A 19,477-nucleotide genomic window follows, 5' to 3' on the forward strand; every position below is an offset into this window, starting at 1 on the left:
ACAGTAGAATAAGCAATCTAAATTAATATTGACTCTTACGAGCTCATACCATGATCAATAATCCTTACGATAGCCTACTGGTACATTTAGCTAAATGTAATGACAAAGACGAGATTAAATCAATATTAACTGCACTTTTAACGGAAAAAGAGCAACACGAAATCACTAACCGAATCCTTATATTTGAGTTATTAGATCGCGGTATGTCTCAACGTGACATATCAGAGCAGCTCGGTGTCGGCATTGCAACGGTATCGCGCGGCGCTAAGGCAATCCAGCACCATGATGTTAGCGCTTTATTAGCCACCCATCGAAATGGCACCGATGAAGGCATTTGACTGCACAAAATTTAGGAAGTTTTATGATTTTACCCGAAAGTAAGAGCCTCTTAGCAAATGAACCAAGCCCAATCAAGATTCCTAGTAAGCCAATACGTATCAAGTTGACTCAAGATATCGACTTTTTTGAGTTATTTAAACGTATTGAAGCTAGATTTGATACTTGCTATCTGCTTGAGTCTTTAGGGGAAGACAGTCATATGTCAAGGCATCACGCCATTGGCTTTGATCCAGTATTGACAATTAGCGCTATTGATCGTGAAACACTGACGATAACCAATCATCGAACGAATGAATTTTTGGAGTATCAATCAGAAAATCCTTATCAATTACTGCGCAAAATTACCCCTCAGCACGATATTTCCCGCGAGCAAAGCGGCGGCTTGGTCGGGTATTTGGGCTATGACAGTATTAATTTTTTTGAACCTAGCTTAACTGCCAAGGCTCATTCAGATTTTGAGCCTTTTAAGTTCGGTTTGTATTTGGATGGCTTAACCCTTGATAAGGTGACGGGTGAAATCTTTTATTTTTACTATCCAACCGATGAGCAGGACAACAGAATTAATCAAGTCAAAGCACTGCTAACGGCTTGCGCGCCAAACCACCAGCCGCCTGCCATTGAGTTTTTAGGCGACAGTATGAGCCGTGAGGATCATGCCAATGCCGTCATGAACGTTAAAGAAGCCATTAAGTCAGGGCGCATTTTTCAATGTGAAGTCGGCTTTAAATCCAAATACCATATCAGCGGCAATAAGATGCCCATTTATGAAAAGCTGCGCTTGGTGAATCCTTCGCCGCATATGTATTTTATGAAATTTACTGAGCAATGTATCATTGGCGCGTCCCCCGAGCTTCTGTTCCGCTTGCGCCAAGGTGAGATGGAAACGTATCCTTTAGCAGGAACGACCAGACGCGGGGCTGATAGTACGGAAGACCGTAAACTGGCAAGAGCACTTTTAAACGATGCCAAAGAAATTGCTGAACATAATATGCTGGTTGATTTGCACCGAAACGACATTGGTCGGGTGGCGCAATTTGGTACAGTAAAGGTGCGTAGTCTTATGGACATTAAACGCTTTTCTCATGTTCAGCACATTTCATCAGAAATCGTTGGCATCTTGCACCCTGATGAGGACATGTTCAGCGCCCTTGCTAGCAACTTTCCCGCAGGGACGCTGTCGGGAGCGCCAAAGATTGAAGCCATCAAAGTCATTAATGAGCTAGAAACTGACGGCAGAGGGGCTTATGGCGGCGCCATCGGCTCATTTAATTTTAACGGCGATTGCATTTTTGCTATCCCAATTCGCAGCTTATTTATTAATAGCTCTTCCGCTTATATACAAACTTGTGGCGGCAATGTTTTTGATTCCAATCCTGATGATGAGTATTTAGAAATTCAACGTAAATTATCAGCAATGAAAACCGTTTTAGATAGCTTTAATACGCCTTAATCCGTCCTTACAGAGTGCTTTGCTATGAATGTTTTAATCATTGACAATTATGACTCGTTCACTTTCAACCTTTATCAGTATGTGGGCGAGATTTTACAATATTTAGAGGATGGCAACACAAATAAGGTAGTGGTGAAACGTAATGATGAAATAAGCTTAGCGGAAATTCAGGCGATGAATGTTGACCGCATTATTATTTCACCCGGTCCTGGCGCTCCTAATGACCCTGCTTATTTTGGTATTTGCTCAAAGGTCATTGAGGTTCTTGGTAAAACGACTCCTATTTTGGGAGTTTGCTTAGGGATGCAAGGCATAGCTCATGTGTTTGGCGGAAAGGTAGTTCGCGCTACTGTTCCGATGCATGGCAAAGTATCTGCAATCCGCCATGATGGCATGGGGGTTTATCAAGGTTTGCCGCAAGGTATTGAAATCATGCGCTATCATTCGCTTATGGTAGAAGGTAAAACGCTGCCGGATTATTTTGATGTCACCTCAGTGATTCAAAATGAGGGTCATGCGTCATTAAGCTTGGCTCAATGTGCGCTTGCAGGTGATGAAATCATGGGAATTCGTCATAAAAACTATCCCATTCAAGGGGTTCAGTTTCATCCCGAGTCATTTGCCACTGAGGGCGCAAAAAATCTACTGACTAATTTTTTGATGCAAGTCTGATTTGCTTTTATCCTTTTTAAATTGGCTTAACAGCTGTTATATAATAAGAGTTTTTAAATAAAAATAAAGATCATCGTATGTCAACCATTAAGATTAAAATTCTAACCGTGAATGAAGCTAGAGATTTTAAAGCGATTAGACTTTCAGCCTTAAAAAAGTCGCCTGAAATGTTTGGCTCTACCTATGAAGCAGAAGTGGATAGACCATTAGTATTTTTCGAAAATTGCTTATCAAGCTCAACAGTATTTGGCGCTTATCATCATAATCAAATTATAGGTTTAGCAACCTTAATCCAAGAAACAGGAACAAAGTTTTCTCATAAAGCGACTTTATCAAGTGTATTTATTGAACCTGAATTTCAACAAAAAGGCGTAGCAAGCCGCTTACTTAGTGGGGTCATCGAACATAGTAAACATCACGTCGAACAAATTTTGCTCACGGTTGCTGACGATAACGAGCCTGCCATTCTGCTTTACAAAAAATTTGGCTTCCAAACTTATGGAGTAGACATCAAAGCGATGAAAGATAATGGCAAATATATTGATGAAGCTTTAATGAAGCGCTTCATAGCTTAATACTCAAACGCACCGGACAAATGATAGATTTCTTATGTCTGGTAACGCTATACGGTACTTATGAATATTTGATTTTATGATCACATTTTTTAATAGTCCCCCAAAATGCCTAGGCGCTGTTTATTCACGAACCTGACCGATTCTGTACGTAACAAAGCCATTTGGAGCAATCATGTTTATTCCTCAATCTTTTAAAGAAAACGACTTTGCTAAGATTAAGTTGTTTATTAAAGAGCATCCGCAAGCGACACTTATTGCTCAGACGTCTTGCGGGCTAGAAGCTTGCCATATCCCAATGTATTGGCAAGATGATGGCAGTAAATTTGGCAGCTTGTATGGTCATATGGCTAAAATTAATCCGCTTAATAACAACGATAATACCACGACGCCATGGTTGGTTATATTTCAAGATTCGGGACATTATATCAGTCCTAATTGGTATCCTAGTAAGGCGGTGACTCATAAAGAAGTCCCCACTTGGAATTACCGCAGTGTGCATATCCGCGGTGACGTCAGCTTACTGACAGCGCGTCATGAGCTCATTGATATCTTATCAAAGCAGACTTTTGATTTTGAAGCCCGTCAAGAAAATCCTTGGTCACTTGAAGACGCGCCGGAGTCTTATATTCAAGCGATGTGCGGAGCTATAGTCGGAATCCGCATTAATATTACGGACGTCCAAGCCCAGTTTAAGCTGAGCCAAAATAAAACAGATGATAATAGATTAGGTGCTATCGCAGGTCTTAAACAGCTTAAAACTGCTAAAGCAGATGAGATGGCAAGATTGATTGAAGATGCAAAATAAACTTAGTTTGTTCATGAAAAAAGAACGCTTTGCTATTTGGCGTTTTCATTTTCCAGAGGGTGCAGATAATTCTGGCTTTGTCGGTTGGCTTGCTATGTATCTCAAAACCCAGTTTGGGAATGGTGTTTTTGTAGTCTGTAGTCAAAACAGTGCCGACGGTGGTATTTTTGACTACTGGGGCTGTCCATGGTCACTACGCGATGAAGTAATTAACGCAGTACAACAACTGGTAGATAATCGTTAGCACATAGCTATCATACTTTATATTTAACTATACAATTATCAATTAATATATTACTTATTTAGATTTTTTGCTGCTGACAAACGACGCATAAAAAGAGGTAAATTATTATTACTTCCAGAAATTATGTCTTAGTAAATAATTATCGAGCATTAAGAATACAAGAAAATTTAGCAAAGGTGAATTTTTATGGCTACGACAATTGCAAAAATCTCGTTGATACTTTGCTTATCCAGTGCTTTATGGCTAAGCGGTTGCTCATCGCAAAATACTAAGGGTACTATCACGCCAATTAAACCCGTACAAGCAATTGATACTCAAGTTAAAGCCTCTAAAGCGACATCTGTATATGGAGATCCTAATGGCGTGGAATTAGCGAAAGACAACCGAAACCCTGAAGATATTCCAGAGGCAGTATTAATCGGTCCTGCTCAGGCTTTAGCCATAGACTCTAAACACTACGCAATTTCATATGATGTCAATCACACTGAAGCCATGCGTCGGATGTTAATTCAGCATGATAATGGAGGGCAGATTGAAGCCCTACGAAAAGAATTTGGCAATAAGATAGCGAGTATGGGCTTTATCACTGAGCCTGAGTATGGCGTTCTGGTGACGTTAACAGGTACTGGGTCGCCGCCGCCTGATCGTATTGTATATCGACCAGCTGATACTCTAAGTGAGCGCGAGACTGTCGCTCAATCCTATAAAACAATGACACCAGAGGGTATTACTCTGACTCAAGCGGAAGTTGATAAGGCAATGGCGCTCATCGAATCACCAACACGTTTCATCGTTAAATTTAAAGTTAATCCAGCAGCCAAAAACCTGACCGAAGCTGAAACCCAAATTATGTATGAACGCTCAAAAGTGCTGAATAAACGTATAACTATGATCACAGGCACAAGTTATCGCAGTGATGAAGGTGTATACGTGATTTATGTTCATAAGGATGATGCCAAGTCCGCTGGGCTTAATGAAGAAACACTCAAAAAAATTGGTGAAGAAGTGATGAAAATACCCGTTAAAATTGAGTGGCAAAATAGCTATGCTATGGATTCAATAGGCGGCGCATAATTCTCTCATTGCAAATTTCAACCAAAAAAGCCATCTTTTTAGATGGCTAGTTGTCGATAGGGACTGAGATAACCTTTAAACATTAAAGCCGATATGCTTTCCTGTGGGTAATTCAACGTCAATTCGAAGCTTTCCACCCATCGCCTCTACATACCTTTTCATGGTTGATATTTTAAGATCCTGACCTCGATTTTCTATGGCAGAAAGTGAGGGCTGCTTGATGCCAAGGGTTTGAGCAAGCTCTTTTTGAGAGATTTCAAGCTCCTCACGAATGCGGTAAAGCTGAGTTTCTAAAAGCAACTTTTCTGCCAGCTGTTGAATTCGAGCTTGGCTATCGGCAGAGCGCTCAGCTAACAGTTCTTGGAGTGTCTTAGCCATTTGATGTGTCTCCTAAAGTTTTAAGATGAAGTTCGTACTGCTCATCAGCCGTCGCTATCATCTGTTGATAAAAGCGCTTTTTATTACCTTTGTCAGCAATACAAAGCACAATAGCTTGTCGCTTTGGATCAAATGCAAAAAAAGCTCTTAGTGGCTTACCTCGATGCTGAATTCGCAGCTCTTTCATATTAGTGAATTTTGAGTCATACACCGTATCAACTAAAGGCCGACCTAGGCTTGGCCCTTGCTGCTCTAGCACAACCAAAGCGGCAATGACCTTTTCTTGTGTGGACTGATCCTGCTGACTAAGCCAGCCGTTAAATAAATCTGTTGTGATGACTGTCCACATATTACAACCGCTATATAGATTATAATCTATATTATATAAGCAACTTAGAAAATTTTCAAATAAAAATGAGTAGGATTACTATTAGTTAAGAATAGGTCTGTGAAGCTTGAATTGGTGATATTTTTTAGTATATATTTACAGGCAAAAACTCAGTCTTCATTTATAATAAAAACATTATTCGACTATTAAAAGCCTATATTATTATGAAAAATTATCAATTCATTATTACTACCTTAGCGTTAGGATCTTTTTTATGAAAGATAATGAAGTAATAAACCATTTGTTTATCAAAACATACAACTATCAGCTAGAGGGTCATGCTCATAACTATCATCAAATTCTCATGCCCTTGAAGGGTGATATTAAAATGGTGATTAGTGATAAAACTATCAATGTTTCTTATGGGGAAGCGTTAGTCATTAAAAAAGGTATTTATCATCAGTTTCAGGCAAGAGAAGACTTTCGATTTTTAGTAGCAAATATAGAGAATATCGATTTTTTAAAACTTCCACTAAGTGAAGTTCATTTTACAATCGACGAAAAAACGTTGTTGTATATCGCTTTTATTGAAAAGCAATTGATTTCTACTTATAACCAAAAAATAGAAGGAATGATGTTGGAGTTATTAAAAGAGATTTTTAGAACGATCAAAATGAGTAAGCGATTGGACAATCGTTTAACTGCGGTCATTCATACTTTAAAAACTAATATTACTACCAATCATACGGTAAAATCATTAGCTGAGATCGCCTGTCTCAGCGAAAGTCAGTTTAAAGTCTTGTTTAAGAAACATCTTGGTTGTACGCCTAATGCTTATATTACCGATCTTCGTATGCAAGCTGCTCTTGGTTTCATTCTAAATACTGACACACCGATTGCGATAGTAGCTGAAAAGTGCGGTTACGATAACGTGTCCGCTTTTATACGCCGTTTTTCTAGCTTTTACCATCAGACCCCGCATCAACTTCGCTGTAATAATCAGAATATGAAGCAGCCAAAAATCAGCTGATCAGCACATATTTCAATCTATTCCGACAAATATTTGAGCATCAATTTCATTACCATAGCCACATGATATAAATGTATGCTCGGTGAGGAAGTGCCATTGAATATTCATACCCAGTCAAAGCAGAGTATCGTAAATTTTGCTGTACCTATAGGATTCTTAACAATATGGAGTGGCGGTGCTATTTTCGCAAAAGTTGGTTTGCAATATACAGATTCTTGGAGCTTCTTATTTTTAAGATCAGCAATCGCTTTGTCACTGCTACTAGCGATCTATCTAAAATCCACTCATAAAGAAATAGCTATTACTGAGATTAAGAAGGATCAGCTCAAAGTCATTATATTTTCAGGTCTATTGCTACAAGTATTTTATTTAACGTTTTACTTCTCTGCTATTAATACAGGGCTATCACTTGGCATTATCATACTTGTGCTTGGCACACAGCCTATTGTAACGTCACTACTAAGTGCAAATACGGTTAGCATTAAAAGCATCATGCTATTAGCAATTTGTTTTTCAGGCTTGGTGCTATCTACATTAGGCTATCATAGCGTTGATAAGATCAATGTATCAGGTATCGTACTCTCCGTACTTGCACTACTCTCTATCACGTTTGGTACTATCGCTCAGGCTAAGGTTAAAACACCGCCAATTTTAACCCTATTGATTCAGACTATATTTTCATTTTTGATATTCTCCGCTGTGATTGTTTATCAAGGATTGTCTTTTGAGATCAATGCTTACTCTTTGCTGTCATTGGTATGGATGGGCGCAGTCGTTTCTGTAGGCGCTTATTTACTATTGATGCTTATGCTCGAATATAGCTCCGCAGATAAAGTAAGTACCTTATTCTTTTTGCTTCCTTTATTGACGATGATGTTAGAAAATCTGATTTTTGATACTAAATTAAGTACCTTAACGATTTTTGGTGCCTTGTTAGTTTGTTCTAGCTTATTCATTTATCGGACTCAGAATGCCCTGAAAGAAAGATAATTATATAGACAATTGTGTATTTTAACGCTACAATGTAGCTTGCTTCATAAATTACAGATTAACTGCTATGTTTGTTTTAAGAGATCTCCCATCGCATGAGGTCTTAAATGATTTTGCGAAAGAGTTTAGTAATCTTGATGTTGATAAGCTTTATACTTGGCTAATCTGGGCATCAGCCACTAACGATATGCTGAGCCGTTTTGAGCTAAATTTGTGTAAGTTCGGCTTGTCACAGACACAGTTTTTTGTACTCATTTTACTGAAGCGTAATACAGATGGGCTAAAGATAGGCGAATTAGCTAGTGGCATAGGTATCACTTCACAGACAATGACTCGTGTACTAGATCGTATGGAGAAAAATGAGTTATGTGCTCGATACTCCGACCCACAAGATCGTCGCGCTTGGGTTATTCAACTATCTCAAAAAGGAGAGGGTATATTAGCTAATGTTCTTCCTGCTCATTACGCGTGGGTAGCCAATCTGATGTCCAAATTCTCTGATGAGGAGCGGCAAATATTAGAACGTATTATGTCTAAATATCTTGCTACCTTAAACTCTAAAGAATAATTCGCTTAAACAGCTAAAAATATGGTTACACTAGACTACTTTTATATAAATATGTAGCTAGCTACATAACAGTACACGATATTTTGGAATAATATATAAATGAGTACAGCATTGCTTGAAACTACACATTCTAATTGGTTAACAGCTCAAATGACACTTTGTGCCTTAGCTATTGTTTCTCTACTTTATATTCCAATTCCAATTCTTACTCAACTGGCTCATATTTATAATCTACCAAATTCTATGGAAGGTTATGCCTTAAGTATATTCGGCATGGCTTATGCCAGCGGTTTTTTAGTATTTGGTCCCCTCTCAGATTTACTTGGCAGACGGCGAGTTATGATTTTTGGGCTTGTTTTGGTGGGTATTGCCTCTCTAGGATTTTTATTAGTAAAGGAAAGTACAACGTTTCTTATTCTACGAGCTATCCAAGGATTTGCTGCAGCAAGTTTTCCACCAGTAGCTTTAGCATTTTTAGCTGAAAGAGGGACGCCAAAACAAAAAACTTGGGCAATAGCCTGTATGAGTACAGCCTTTTTGTCCGCTGCTTTATTAGGTCAAATCTATGGTGGTTCTGTGGCTCGACAGTGGGGGTTTGCTCAATCTTTAATACCTTTGCTTTTCATATACATTGTTACCGCTTTTTCTATACTTAATACTGATAATGAAAAACATAAAACTGTAAAAAACTCTTCGTTTTGGTACGTATATAAATCGATAGGACCTCTTTTAAAAAACTTTTCGCTCTTAAAAGCTTATATACCCTCATTTTTTCTACTTATGGTATTCGTTGCTTTTTACATTAGCCTTGATTTTAACCATGGCTCATGGTTACTACAGCATGGCGTTAGTCAAATAGGCGTCCGCGAGGTAGCTATTCCAGCGTTTCTAGCGCCGCTCTTTTTGCCTCGTTTTATAGGACGCTATGGTCCAAAAAAAGTTGTATCTGGCGGATTATTTATAGCATTTATAGGTTTGCTATTAACAGCTTTAATAGGAGCTAATGCTAATTATAAAATTTTACTAGCCACAACGGTTGTATATGCACTGGGGGTAGGTATTAGCGTTCCAGGGCTGATTGGCTGGGTTAGTAGCACTTCACCTATTGCATCAAAAGGAATGGCTATCTCTTTATATACTTTTTTTCTTTTCATTGGAGCAAGCTTAGGACCTTGGCTATCAGGACTCATCCAAAGTAGTGGCGCAAAAGGTTCTTTTTTAATACTTTCAATCATTATGTTTGTTGTGGCCGTTTTGAGCATTACTCCTAATAAATTAATTAGGAATACATAAGGAAAATCAGATGAATATCACAATAGTCGTAGCCGATAATTTTAATAAAACTGCACAGCAGAAAAGAAGGACTGCTTCTTATATATTGTTTAAGAGGCTTCTAAATTTAGTAATCTCAAGGCGATAGTATGAAAATTATAGTCGTAATCTTGGTGTTATTTATAAGCGGCTGTCAAGAAGTGACAGCCAGTCAAAAAGTTCTCAAACCAGAAAGATCAGTTATTACGGAGCAAAATATGACTTATAAAAATAATTCTACTGTACCAGTACCAAATGGGTATTCTTTAGTTAATCAACAAGAAGTTATTGTGAATGGTGAGCCGGTTACACTATTTAGATATCAGCCTAAAACTAACTCAGAATACGGATTAATGGGCGAGCACTTTAGCTATGTTTTGGATAAAGATGGTACGCTTAAAGGCTTTGTTAACTTGAGTGAAAAAGTCTCTGATAGCAATAGACTACCAAGTAAAGATGAGTCTAAACAAGTAGCACTCAATTTTTTAAAAATGTATGCGCCTGATTTATTAGACAATATGGAAGTTCATTGGGTAAAACCTCATGATGAGAACATATATCTGAAAACAGGTAATGTGACTAAGGAAGTTGTGATAACAGGAATGAAAGTAAAATGTCGCAACCTAAATGACGGCTTATGGTTTTGGGTGATTGTTAATCATGAAAAACAAGCTTATATATTTGAACGAGATATAGAATGGATCAACTTTCCCGGCAAAAGAAAAACTGAGAAGTGGCTGCATGATCAGTGGCTTTCTAAACACTCATAAGGCTATTAATCGTCAAGCAGTATAATTAAAATACTTTAAGTTTAAAGCTACGAGATTGACGGCAGAGCTGATCATATAAAATAGACTACCTTAGTAAATTATGACAGTCTGCTAGAACTATTATCATATTTATCCGAGATTGTATTCATATCTAAATCAAAAATATGACAGCTGGTCAACGTTGAGCTTTGGCCAGCTTGCTAAACACTATCAGGTGCAACGTTAATATAGAGCCATCAAAGAATACCAGTCATATGATAGCAAACGAAATAGGCTTTACTGTGGATATTAATCCAGTTGGTGAAAGCTTAAGTTTATCGCTCAATGACTGTAAGACTCACTATAAAACGCCATGTCAGTGATCCATCATCTTTACAGAAAACAATGAGCTTAATCTCATAATCAGCGGCAAAACCAATTTTATAGCTGGTACGATTACCACTATTGATGAAGCTAAATCTACAAGACTTAAAAGAAACCATGGCAGTATAGGAACTAAAAATATTGAGAACAGCACGAGTTAAGAGAGCGATATATAGTCAGTTCACTTTAAAAGAGTTATGGTTTGGATGAATGTCATAAAACAGCTTTGATAAGTCATTTTCTATCCAACCTTGTCTTAAGAATTTTACTTGAGCCCACTTGTTTTCGATAAGATTTAAGTCAGGACTGTAAGGCGGCAGCCAAAGGATACGATGACCATGACGGTTGAGCAGTTTGGCAATGCGACGGTTTTTGTGAAAGGAGGCGTTATCCATAACAATCACACATTTGGTTTTAAGGCTTGGAATCAGTTTGTACTTGCACCAGTCATAAATCACCCGCCAATTGACGTTCTTTTCAATGAATTCTAGCGCAAACAAGGCCTTTTGATATAAAGCTCCGATGACGTTGGTACGTTTTTTGCCTTGCCAATTGTCGCTGTCGATACAGGGCTTACCTATCGGTGCATAACCATATGGTCTTATCGTTTCATGCTCAAAGCCACTTTCGTCCATATAAACGATGGGAAAGCCTTGCTGTTTGAAGCACTGAAGCTTGGCTTCAAACTCAGCTCTTTTCATCGGGCAAGCGTTTGGGTGTTCTAAGGTCTTTTTTTTTGCTGATTCCCAAGCGCTTTAATGCCTCACAAATCCCTGAGGCACTGCAGTTCAAGCGGGCAGCACGTTCGTAATGATAGCTGTCGGGATAGTCTTCAACGTCTTTACGCAACGCATCATCGGGTATCTTTCGCGCGGTGACATTGCGAGTGGTTTTACTGTGAAGCCGCTTCTTCCACTTTTGAATGGTGGTCGGGCTGATGTCATAAAATACGGCAGCTTCAGCAAAGGTCATGCCTTTATCTAAGCTTTTAAGCACTTGTTTGCGAAAGTCTAAGGAATAGGTCATGATTCATTGAGGTGTTAGTTAAGATGTTTTATTTTATAACATTTTTAGGGTGATTTGGCTATAATACAATTTTTGTGGGAGTAAAAGTATATTGAAGCTCTTTTAGATATCGCTATTTAGAATAAATAGTATAAAATATATACTGATAAATGCATAATTTTTATACTTCATTAGTGACCAAAATCAGAATATTTAGCTCATTAAATAACTTTAAATTACGCTAAATGTCATTTAGTATATTATCCTTTACCCCTTTACATGTAAGGCTTCGTAGGTTAAAAAATTTAAGATGCATCAATAAAATATGTCTGCCCAGCCTGTTATGCAGGGGGTCGCGGGTTCGAGTCCCGTCCGCTGCGCCATATTTAAAACTTAGTGAGCTTTTAATTAAGTGCAAAATTTTTGACCTCAAGTAATGATTTGCTTGAGGGTTTTTTATGATGAAACCTTAATAAAAGATTTTAAGTTTAGCGTTAACTACTGCTAGAAGTTGAGGAAGTTAAAATTTAGTAAAATATTGTGGACTTAGTATCAGAGCAATATATAATCTTTATTTAAAAGAAGCTTTCAGATTTTTATTGCGATATTGAGCTACCATGCACGTTTTTATTTCTAAGCAATGCCAGCAAGAAGCCAAGGATTATCGAGTTGAACAAAAAATACAGGAATTAGCGGATTGGGTAAAATCAGGAGATTTACAAAAATTTTTTGAGTTGTTTGGGCGCTTTCAACACCCTTATTATGTGCGAAAAGGCATTGGCTATCGCTATCGCTTAGTGGTAAAAATGACGGAGGTTAATTACCAAAATCAAAGCCATCCAGTCATTGTATTTTTTCGAATATTTATCCGCAGCAGTAGTGATTACAAAACATTGTTTCATCAAGCTGACCAAAACGGGGATTTTTTTTATAATCAGCAGTGTCTAGATAACGAAATTTTCCAGTATGTAAAAAGTATCCTCACTGACCAAAAGTCTGAACCTTTATTAACTAGCAAAACCCTCACTCATAACGACAGCCTGAATTATTTGATGCAGGCTAAAGTTAACCAATTTTTGCTTAACAAGCCTCAAACGTCAGAAGAGTATTATCAAGAACAGAGCTCTTGGATTTTTGGGGTGCGAGCGTTACTAGATGACGCGCAGCTAGAGCAGGTTTTCGAGCATATCGGACGCGGTTTAGAATCTCAACAACTCCAGTCATTTAGCGTTGCCGGTAATGAGTTGCAATTTCAGCCCTTACAGTTGCTCTTGAGCCAAAATAGCGATTGTAGCTTTGACCCTTTTTCGCGCTATTTACCTATTGATAGTTTGCTTGAAAAAACAGCTTGGTTGCAATATCAGCAGCAGAGATTGCCGTTATATCTAAACGAGTTTCAGCAAACGGTTTGCGACACTATTTTTTTAAATAACGACAGCTTTCCCTTGCTGGTCAATAGCTCCGAAAATCATGGGAAAACCAGTTTACTTGCTGTGTTGACCGCTCATTATTTGTTGCAGCCAATCGATGAAAGTTATGGCATTTTGCCTGTGCTGCTGCTATGTGAGACGCATGAAAAACACGCATTAAAAACGGCGATTTTTCATTATATCCGCTATCAGCAGTCGCTAAATCCAGTAAGTCATCTAAATCTAGACAGTTTGTATCAAAAAATCAATCGCTGCTGCATGGATATGATGGATTTATTAAAGACGTTTAATCCCTTATCGATTAACGTTTTTGATGAGGATAAATTTATTGACCGGTATCAATTTGGCAAATTATGGAAAAAAGTGCCATTTATCAAAAATCAGCAGTTAAGTCATATTCCTGTAGATTTGGCATGGTTTGTCATTCAGCACTTAATTAAAGGCGAGCATGGGCTTTTGGGTGAGGGTCGGACTTTTAGTGATAGGCTTAACAGTTATAGCGGGCTTTCCTTTGAGTTGTATCAGCAGATTTATGAGGAGGTTTGGCAGGCGTGGTATCAGCCTTTAACGGAAGGCGAATTTTGGGATTATCAAGATGCCTTAAGCGCGGTGAATACCAACGCGGATTTTTCACAGCGTTATGCCGCGATATTGGTTGATAACGCCGAAAACCAGACTCATTTAGCTTATCAAGTGCTTATGCGGTGTAGTGCTTGGTGGGATAAGCCAAAACTGTTGCCTGCCGCGCCGATTGTTTTTATGGGAAACAGTCAAGCAAATATCCCTTATCAGCTGTTTAATTGGCAAGATGAGCTCAATACTTTACTGCACCGGCTTTATCAGTACCAAACTGAAGGTGAAACTTTTACCGCGCAGAGAATCAACTATATTGCTGATTTTGTGAGCCAAAGTCATTATGCCGTGCAATCTCAGCGCAGTAAGACAAATTTGATTAAGTTTGCTGACAGTATCAGCCAAGATACGCTTTTGGTAGATACCGAAGTTTTATTTGTCGATGCGCAAGATGATGAGCTGACGCAAGCGTTGCTACTGAGCCAAAATGTACCGTTAATCGTCAATAGTGAGGCTAAAGATGACGCCAATCTGCTCAAACAGTCTAAATATATCGGTCATTGGTTTGATTTTACTCATACTTCGCAAATAGATATTCCGCGATATAGTTTGGCGACATTACCTATCAAGCAGCATAGCATTGCTTTGATGAATTTTGTCCATCAAGATTTTATCTACTTTAAGGATAAAAAGGACAGCTTTGGCTTTTTAAGTTTTAAGCAGCGCTATCAGCTAAGCGCCCAACTCGATAGCTTAAGACAGGCGATGCAGCAAGGACTAAAGCGGATATTTATTTTAGGACATTGCCATGAGCTGCCGCTTTGGCAAAGTTTGTTTTGTTCAGTTTTAGACAGCGATTTCATTCGACAGGCAACTCTACAGGATATTAACCCAAACTTTTTGCAAGAGCGGCAACAGCTTGCCAAGCTTGAGCAGCAGGCGCTTGACGATCAAGATATTGAGCAAATTTTTGCTGTCGCTCAGTACTATTATCAGCGCTTGCAGTATCCAAAGTATTTTTATTTATTACTTAAGGGCTGTGAATTAAGCACCGATTATGCAGATTATTTTGAGCATTTGTTAACTGAAAACCAAAAGCAGTTGACGTTTGATTATTTGTGGCAGCAGCAGCAATCAAAAGTTATTCTTGATTACCATGAATTTATGCCCAAAGCTGCAAAAAATAATCTAATGGCGCTGCGACTTATTGAAGGCGTAAGTCTTGACACAAGCTTTGCCAATGCGTTTATCATCGCGACCAATCAATATGCCAAACAGTATAATTTGCCGGTTTATCAGGATTTTTGGCAAAGTGCTTTTGCGCAAATATTGGCTTTGCTGCTAGTCGATGATTTAGAGGCGCAGTGGTCGCTGATTAGCAAACAGCTTTATAAGCTTCGTGATTTAGGAATTTCGATTCCTAGTCATATCTTAGCCATGAGCCATTATCAGCAGCAGGAAACGCAAAAAGCACTTGCCTTATGGCAGCAGGTTGAGCGCCATGACGCCAACATTACCTTGCCAAAAGTCTATTATGAATTGACGTTGCAAAATACGAAAAGCTGGCAAGAACAAACTATTATTTTATTAAAATTGAAGCGATTGGGTGACTTGATGAACGTATTAACCGCGAATGACTTAAATGAGCTACAACTGAGCTATTGGGAAAAAATCCTACCGTATTTGTTTGAGGAAGATGAGCTTGAGCCGGTACTGCTTACGTTATTGCCGCAAGTCCATAATCAAGAAATTTTAGACAGAATTTTTGATTATTGTCAATCTGACGCCTCAGACAATTTTATGACGCGGTTACAACGTTTAAAAACGGTTCAGGCGTGTTTGACCGGCGATTGGGCAGTGGTGATTGAGCGGCTTGAGCACTATTTACCGGTTCAAGATGGGGAGGAGATGCTCACTAAACTCTCCCAAGCATTTACTACAAAAAAGATAGGGCGTGGTCCTAAAGCTATGCAAAAAACAGTGATGCGCAACAAACTGCCTAAACCTCAAGACGAGGTGGTCGATATTTTATACGCGTTAAATTTGAATTCTAAGATTTATAGCGCAATGACAGCGGCTGACTTTGAGCGTTATCAGCAGCAGCCACATATTAAACGGATTTTTGATTTGATTCGACAAATCTTGTCCGTTAAATCGGGCGAGGGTATTGATGACATCGCTTGGAATATAGACTTTGCCGCCATGCGTAGCCTCGCGTATTTGCTAGAAAAGAGTGACAACCTTGCCGATGCGCTGTCTTTTTATAGCAATGTCGCTAATTTTAGTAGCGATAAAAAGTTAACCATATTTGCCATAGAGCGGCTTTATGTTTTACTCAATCGTGCCAAACAGCTGCTTGCCGATGGTTTAAATGTTAGCGATAGTAACGAAACTGACGATTTGCACTCAAGTGAGGACTTGACGGCTAGTATTGGTAAACTTGAAAAGCATTTTGAAAAGCTGCTGAAAAAAGTTAAGTTAACTGAAGACGTGCAAGTTTTGCCACCTCTAAAATCAACGGAGGAGGTCATCAAATCGATTTTGGCGTTAACTCAAAAGGAGCATCGCGAAATTCAGTGCCTTGAAAAACAGCAGCGCGAAGCTGTGAAACAAAAAGAAGCAGAAGCAAAGCGTCAGGCGCTAGAGTCGCAACAGCTTGCCGAGCAGCAAGAAAAAATAAAACAAGCGTTGATAGCCAAACAAAGTGCAGCTGCTAAACTTGAACAAGAACGATTGGAGCAGGAGCGATTAGAACAAGAGCAATTAAATCAGAAAAAACTGGAACAACAAAAGCGAGAGCAGGAAACTCGGCAAGAAACTGTTAGCCAAGAACCGCAAGCGCTAGCTGATACAGATGGCTTTGAACAAAGTATAGCATCGACCTTGGCTGATGAGTCTAAAGCGGGTCAAGAGGTTCTATCAAACAACGAAAATGAACCAACAACGCCTGATGCTGAAAGCTATAATCAATCGCTGATTGAGGTAGAAGACACCGTTTTAAAGACAGCTTGTAGTAAGGTATCAGTAACGAGCAGTAAGCGACTTAGCTATAAAGCCACGACAGAATTACATTTTTTCAACTGGCGTATCTTTGTTAATCGCTTACATCAGCGCTTAAATATTGAAGATGGTACTACAGGTGAGCGCTGTTCATTGTATCTTGCTGAGCAGCGATTACAAAGTGATTGGGGGTTTGTACAACATGAAAACGGCTTTGAATTTAGCTATTTGCCTTTGAGGCTTAATTTGACGGGTGATGGCGTTGTTTTGACTCACATTGAGCATGGTGCTGAGTTGAGCGTCGCGTTTTAGTGCGGCAAGTAGACGTGGCTATAGTAAAAATCCTTCATTGCTATGAAGGATTTTATTGTCAAACAATAAAGTTATCAGTACCAAGCGTCTTTGGGTTTTTTGCCGTTTGGCCAGTCGTTGACCTTTTTAGCAAAGTCCGGTCGCGGCTGATGGGTAAAAAAGTGCGCCACATCAACCGCATCTTGGTCGCTGAGCACGTTGCAATGACCCCAAAGCCCTTTAGTTTGGGTTCCCATTGGCATATTGTATTTGACAAAGGCAGCGGCTTTATAAGTTCGCGCAAGCCCTGCGCCAATGTTAAACGACTCATCGCCCCAAAGCGGCGGAAAGATAATATCGCCGCGGCTGTCTTTCATGCCCTCACCATTGTCGCCGTGACAAGTGGCGCACTGGGCATGATAGATTTGCTCACCGCGAACGGGGTCGGGGACGAGCGATTCATCAATCTTGCCTGCGTTTTCGATGTCAACTTTTTGCGCTTTGGGTGTATTTTGGGCAAGCCATTTCATATAGGCCAAGATGGCTTTCATTTCGGGCGATTCACGATCCAGCGGTTTGCCGTTCATGGAGCGCTGAAAACAGCCGTTGACGCGGTCGGTTAAGTCAATCTCGCGACCAGCGCGTGGCATTACGCGTGGGTAAAAGTTATAGCTGTTAATGTACGGGTCACCTAAAGGAATTTTGCCCTCGGCGATATGACAGCTGTTACAGTTCATGCTTGCACCCACGTTTTCGGGCAGTAGCCGGCGCGTCTCGTTAAGCAGGCGTTTGCCGTAAATGATGTCGTCGGCGTTTGGCTCCTCTAAAATCGCGGTATCTTGCGGGATGATATAGGTGCCGATATCTTTATTCGCATCCTCTGCGGTAACCAAATCATTGCCGTCAGCATTGACCAGCTTATATTCTACACCACTGTGAGCGGCAGGTTCAGGGCTGCTACAACCGACAATCCCTGAGGCTAAAATGGCAGTGACAAGGGCAGCTTTGGGCAACAAATTCAAATTATTTTTCATGATTTGCTCCTTTTGCGTTTTTTGTGTGGTTGCTAACGGTCAAATCCGGCGCAATGTCGGTTGCTGTTTTGGGCTTTTTATTTAAAAACGCGCGCATTTTAACCACATCGTTAACGTCAATATTTGGCGCTTGGTTCGTCCAACTGTTGCGAACGTAGTTAACGACCTTAGCAATGTCCTCATCGGCAGGCATGGTAAAGGTCATCCGGTCGTGCGGTGTTTCGGGCATGCGACCGCCGCTTAAGGTGATTTGTAGCACGGAGTCTGCATTTCGGGCATAAACGGCGCTGTTGCCATCAAGGGCAGGGAAAATTCGCGGAACGCCTTTGCCATCAACGCGGTGACAAACGGTGCAGTATTCCACATAAAGCAGCGCGCCGCGAGAGTCGTATTTTCCGGCAAGCAGTTTTTCGGTGGTGGTGTCTTTTTTCTCAGGCAATTTGACTTCTTTATTTGGTGCAGGGCTTAGCGTTTTTAAATAAGAGGACATCGCATGAATGTCATCGTCGGTCATATATTGAGTGCTGTTTTCAACGACTTCCGCCATTGCCCCAAAGGCGGCGGTGGTATCGGTGCGACCGGTTTTAAAAAATAGGTTTAAGTCGTCAATCAACCATGTGGCAAGACCGCGATGCTCGCCGCGGATGCTTTTTGCGCGCCAACCGTCAATGACCGCGCCGCTTAGGTAGTCTTTGGAATCGGCATTAGTAAGGGCAACTTCTTGAAAGCCAATTCCACGTTCAGTATGGCATGAGCCGCAGTGACTGGGACCTTCGACCAAATATTGACCGCGAGCCAGCACGTTATCGCTCGATTCTGGAATAAACTCACGCTTGAGCGAAAACAGTGCCTGCCAGTATGCCAACGGCCAGCGCCAATTGAGAACAGGTGGCAGCTCGCTTTTTTTATTCGGTTCATTGACCGGCTCAACGCCGCTCATAAAGTAAGCATAAAGCGCTGCCATTGACCGCGCCCAAGCGTTAACGCAAGAGCGAACCAAAATTTATTACATTCAAAAGCTTTACGAGCAACTTACAGATAAAGAAAAGCAGGTCGCCAATGAGCTACTTCAGGGCAATCTGAACAAAATCATTGCCGACCGTTTGGACGTTTCTATCCGGACGGTGGAAGTTCATCGCGCTCAGGTCATGAAAAAAATGCAGTCGCAGCACGTGAGTGAGTTGATTCAAAAGCTTGCCATGCTAGAATCGCAAAGCAAGCTTGTTTAAAGATTAAAATTATCGGTT

20 protein-coding genes are annotated in these 19,477 nt (G+C 40.0%); 14 read left to right on the forward strand and 6 right to left on the reverse strand.

Annotation, left to right across the window (positions count from 1 at the left end; genetic code table 11):
* The first annotated feature begins 50 nt into the window (after nt 1–50).
* The 7 genes from ACZ5XY_RS09430 (at nt 51) to ACZ5XY_RS09460 (ending at nt 5,159) form a co-directional block, all read left to right on the forward strand.
* A complete protein-coding gene (locus tag ACZ5XY_RS09430; protein WP_464741066.1) occupies nt 51–338 on the forward strand; it encodes a Trp family transcriptional regulator in 288 nt (95 codons plus the stop codon).
* A gap of 23 nt (nt 339–361) precedes the next feature.
* Nucleotides 362–1,789: an anthranilate synthase component I family protein gene (locus ACZ5XY_RS09435; RefSeq protein WP_464741068.1), complete on the forward strand. Its 1,428-nt coding sequence runs from the start codon at nt 362–364 to the stop codon at nt 1,787–1,789.
* 24 nt (nt 1,790–1,813) lie between these two features.
* Nucleotides 1,814–2,461 (forward strand): anthranilate synthase component II, encoded by a 648-nt coding sequence (locus ACZ5XY_RS09440; RefSeq protein WP_464741070.1) that lies wholly within the window; start codon nt 1,814–1,816, stop codon nt 2,459–2,461.
* A gap of 77 nt (nt 2,462–2,538) precedes the next feature.
* Nucleotides 2,539–3,036, forward strand: a complete 498-nt coding sequence (locus ACZ5XY_RS09445) for an N-acetyltransferase family protein (protein ID WP_464741072.1) — start codon at nt 2,539–2,541, stop codon at nt 3,034–3,036.
* A gap of 172 nt (nt 3,037–3,208) precedes the next feature.
* Nucleotides 3,209–3,841: an FMN-binding negative transcriptional regulator gene (locus ACZ5XY_RS09450; protein WP_464741074.1), complete on the forward strand. Its 633-nt coding sequence runs from the start codon at nt 3,209–3,211 to the stop codon at nt 3,839–3,841.
* Nucleotides 3,831–4,085, forward strand: coding sequence for a DUF6196 family protein (locus ACZ5XY_RS09455; RefSeq protein WP_464741076.1), 255 nt, complete (start codon nt 3,831–3,833; stop codon nt 4,083–4,085). The genes ACZ5XY_RS09450 and ACZ5XY_RS09455 overlap by 11 nt, the downstream gene beginning before the upstream one ends.
* A 186-nt stretch (nt 4,086–4,271) precedes the next feature.
* Nucleotides 4,272–5,159, forward strand: a complete 888-nt coding sequence (locus ACZ5XY_RS09460; protein ID WP_464741078.1) for a hypothetical protein — start codon at nt 4,272–4,274, stop codon at nt 5,157–5,159.
* 75 nt (nt 5,160–5,234) lie between these two features.
* Here the strand turns inward: ACZ5XY_RS09460 and ACZ5XY_RS09465 are convergent, their stop codons facing one another.
* Nucleotides 5,235–5,537, reverse strand: coding sequence for a helix-turn-helix domain-containing protein (locus tag ACZ5XY_RS09465; protein ID WP_464741080.1), 303 nt, complete (start codon nt 5,535–5,537; stop codon nt 5,235–5,237).
* A complete protein-coding gene (locus tag ACZ5XY_RS09470) occupies nt 5,530–5,886 on the reverse strand; it encodes a type II toxin-antitoxin system RelE/ParE family toxin (RefSeq protein WP_464741082.1) in 357 nt (118 codons plus the stop codon). The genes ACZ5XY_RS09465 and ACZ5XY_RS09470 overlap by 8 nt, the downstream gene beginning before the upstream one ends.
* Nucleotides 5,887–6,139: 253 nt before the next feature.
* Between ACZ5XY_RS09470 and ACZ5XY_RS09475 the strand changes: the two genes are divergently transcribed.
* From ACZ5XY_RS09475 to ACZ5XY_RS09495, 5 genes are all read left to right on the forward strand, one after another.
* A complete protein-coding gene (locus ACZ5XY_RS09475; RefSeq protein WP_464741084.1) occupies nt 6,140–6,895 on the forward strand; it encodes a helix-turn-helix transcriptional regulator in 756 nt (251 codons plus the stop codon).
* 96 nt (nt 6,896–6,991) lie between these two features.
* Entirely contained in the window at nt 6,992–7,885 is an 894-nt protein-coding gene (locus ACZ5XY_RS09480; protein ID WP_464741086.1) for a DMT family transporter, read from the forward strand.
* Nucleotides 7,886–7,952: 67 nt separating this feature from the next.
* Nucleotides 7,953–8,453 carry a MarR family winged helix-turn-helix transcriptional regulator gene (locus ACZ5XY_RS09485; RefSeq protein ID WP_464741088.1) on the forward strand — a complete coding sequence of 167 codons (501 nt, stop codon included), beginning with the start codon at nt 7,953–7,955 and terminating at the stop codon, nt 8,451–8,453.
* A gap of 99 nt (nt 8,454–8,552) precedes the next feature.
* Entirely contained in the window at nt 8,553–9,746 is a 1,194-nt protein-coding gene (locus ACZ5XY_RS09490; protein WP_464741090.1) for an MFS transporter, read from the forward strand.
* Nucleotides 9,747–9,874: 128 nt separating this feature from the next.
* Nucleotides 9,875–10,534: a hypothetical protein gene (locus ACZ5XY_RS09495; RefSeq protein ID WP_464741092.1), complete on the forward strand. Its 660-nt coding sequence runs from the start codon at nt 9,875–9,877 to the stop codon at nt 10,532–10,534.
* 539 nt (nt 10,535–11,073) lie between these two features.
* Here the strand turns inward: ACZ5XY_RS09495 and ACZ5XY_RS09500 are convergent.
* Together ACZ5XY_RS09500 and ACZ5XY_RS09505 are read right to left on the reverse strand one after the other, a co-directional pair.
* Nucleotides 11,074–11,598: an IS630 family transposase gene (locus ACZ5XY_RS09500; protein WP_464741094.1), complete on the reverse strand. Its 525-nt coding sequence runs from the start codon at nt 11,596–11,598 to the stop codon at nt 11,074–11,076.
* Nucleotides 11,585–11,923: an IS630 transposase-related protein gene (locus ACZ5XY_RS09505; protein ID WP_464741096.1), complete on the reverse strand. Its 339-nt coding sequence runs from the start codon at nt 11,921–11,923 to the stop codon at nt 11,585–11,587. Before ACZ5XY_RS09505 ends, ACZ5XY_RS09500 begins: the two co-directional genes overlap by 14 nt.
* A 596-nt stretch (nt 11,924–12,519) precedes the next feature.
* Between ACZ5XY_RS09505 and ACZ5XY_RS09510 the strand changes: the two genes are divergently transcribed.
* Nucleotides 12,520–17,217: a hypothetical protein gene (locus ACZ5XY_RS09510; protein ID WP_464741098.1), complete on the forward strand. Its 4,698-nt coding sequence runs from the start codon at nt 12,520–12,522 to the stop codon at nt 17,215–17,217.
* 74 nt (nt 17,218–17,291) lie between these two features.
* On the opposite strand, the gene ACZ5XY_RS09515 is transcribed toward ACZ5XY_RS09510, so the two are convergent.
* Both ACZ5XY_RS09515 and ACZ5XY_RS09520 read right to left on the reverse strand, forming a co-directional pair.
* Nucleotides 17,292–18,230 (reverse strand): c-type cytochrome, encoded by a 939-nt coding sequence (locus ACZ5XY_RS09515; protein WP_464741100.1) that lies wholly within the window; start codon nt 18,228–18,230, stop codon nt 17,292–17,294.
* Entirely contained in the window at nt 18,220–19,194 is a 975-nt protein-coding gene (locus ACZ5XY_RS09520) for a c-type cytochrome (RefSeq protein ID WP_464741102.1), read from the reverse strand. Before ACZ5XY_RS09520 ends, ACZ5XY_RS09515 begins: the two co-directional genes overlap by 11 nt.
* A gap of 124 nt (nt 19,195–19,318) precedes the next feature.
* Here ACZ5XY_RS09520 and ACZ5XY_RS09525 point away from each other — a divergent pair, with 124 nt between their 5' ends.
* Entirely contained in the window at nt 19,319–19,459 is a 141-nt protein-coding gene (locus ACZ5XY_RS09525) for a LuxR C-terminal-related transcriptional regulator (RefSeq protein WP_464743853.1), read from the forward strand.
* Nucleotides 19,460–19,477 lie beyond the last annotated feature (18 nt).

The organism is Psychrobacter sp. GTC18467, assembly GCF_055397455.1.

What these genes read in the sequence shown, in the direction of transcription:
- ACZ5XY_RS09430 (WP_464741066.1), top strand. Translation starts at nt 51, where the DNA reads ATGATCAATAATCCTTACGATAGCCTACTGGTACATTTAGCTAAATGT.
- ACZ5XY_RS09435 (WP_464741068.1), top strand. Translation starts at nt 362, where the DNA reads ATGATTTTACCCGAAAGTAAGAGCCTCTTAGCAAATGAACCAAGCCCA.
- ACZ5XY_RS09440 (WP_464741070.1), top strand. Translation starts at nt 1,814, where the DNA reads ATGAATGTTTTAATCATTGACAATTATGACTCGTTCACTTTCAACCTT.
- ACZ5XY_RS09445 (WP_464741072.1), top strand. Translation starts at nt 2,539, where the DNA reads ATGTCAACCATTAAGATTAAAATTCTAACCGTGAATGAAGCTAGAGAT.
- ACZ5XY_RS09450 (WP_464741074.1), top strand. Translation starts at nt 3,209, where the DNA reads ATGTTTATTCCTCAATCTTTTAAAGAAAACGACTTTGCTAAGATTAAG.
- ACZ5XY_RS09455 (WP_464741076.1), top strand. Translation starts at nt 3,831, where the DNA reads ATGCAAAATAAACTTAGTTTGTTCATGAAAAAAGAACGCTTTGCTATT.
- ACZ5XY_RS09460 (WP_464741078.1), top strand. Translation starts at nt 4,272, where the DNA reads ATGGCTACGACAATTGCAAAAATCTCGTTGATACTTTGCTTATCCAGT.
- ACZ5XY_RS09465 (WP_464741080.1), bottom strand. Translation starts at nt 5,537, where the DNA reads ATGGCTAAGACACTCCAAGAACTGTTAGCTGAGCGCTCTGCCGATAGC.
- ACZ5XY_RS09470 (WP_464741082.1), bottom strand. Translation starts at nt 5,886, where the DNA reads ATGTGGACAGTCATCACAACAGATTTATTTAACGGCTGGCTTAGTCAG.
- ACZ5XY_RS09475 (WP_464741084.1), top strand. Translation starts at nt 6,140, where the DNA reads ATGAAAGATAATGAAGTAATAAACCATTTGTTTATCAAAACATACAAC.
- ACZ5XY_RS09485 (WP_464741088.1), top strand. Translation starts at nt 7,953, where the DNA reads ATGTTTGTTTTAAGAGATCTCCCATCGCATGAGGTCTTAAATGATTTT.
- ACZ5XY_RS09490 (WP_464741090.1), top strand. Translation starts at nt 8,553, where the DNA reads ATGAGTACAGCATTGCTTGAAACTACACATTCTAATTGGTTAACAGCT.
- ACZ5XY_RS09495 (WP_464741092.1), top strand. Translation starts at nt 9,875, where the DNA reads ATGAAAATTATAGTCGTAATCTTGGTGTTATTTATAAGCGGCTGTCAA.
- ACZ5XY_RS09500 (WP_464741094.1), bottom strand. Translation starts at nt 11,598, where the DNA reads ATGAAAAGAGCTGAGTTTGAAGCCAAGCTTCAGTGCTTCAAACAGCAA.
- ACZ5XY_RS09505 (WP_464741096.1), bottom strand. Translation starts at nt 11,923, where the DNA reads ATGACCTATTCCTTAGACTTTCGCAAACAAGTGCTTAAAAGCTTAGAT.
- ACZ5XY_RS09510 (WP_464741098.1), top strand. Translation starts at nt 12,520, where the DNA reads ATGCACGTTTTTATTTCTAAGCAATGCCAGCAAGAAGCCAAGGATTAT.
- ACZ5XY_RS09515 (WP_464741100.1), bottom strand. Translation starts at nt 18,230, where the DNA reads ATGAAAAATAATTTGAATTTGTTGCCCAAAGCTGCCCTTGTCACTGCC.
- ACZ5XY_RS09520 (WP_464741102.1), bottom strand. Translation starts at nt 19,194, where the DNA reads ATGGCAGCGCTTTATGCTTACTTTATGAGCGGCGTTGAGCCGGTCAAT.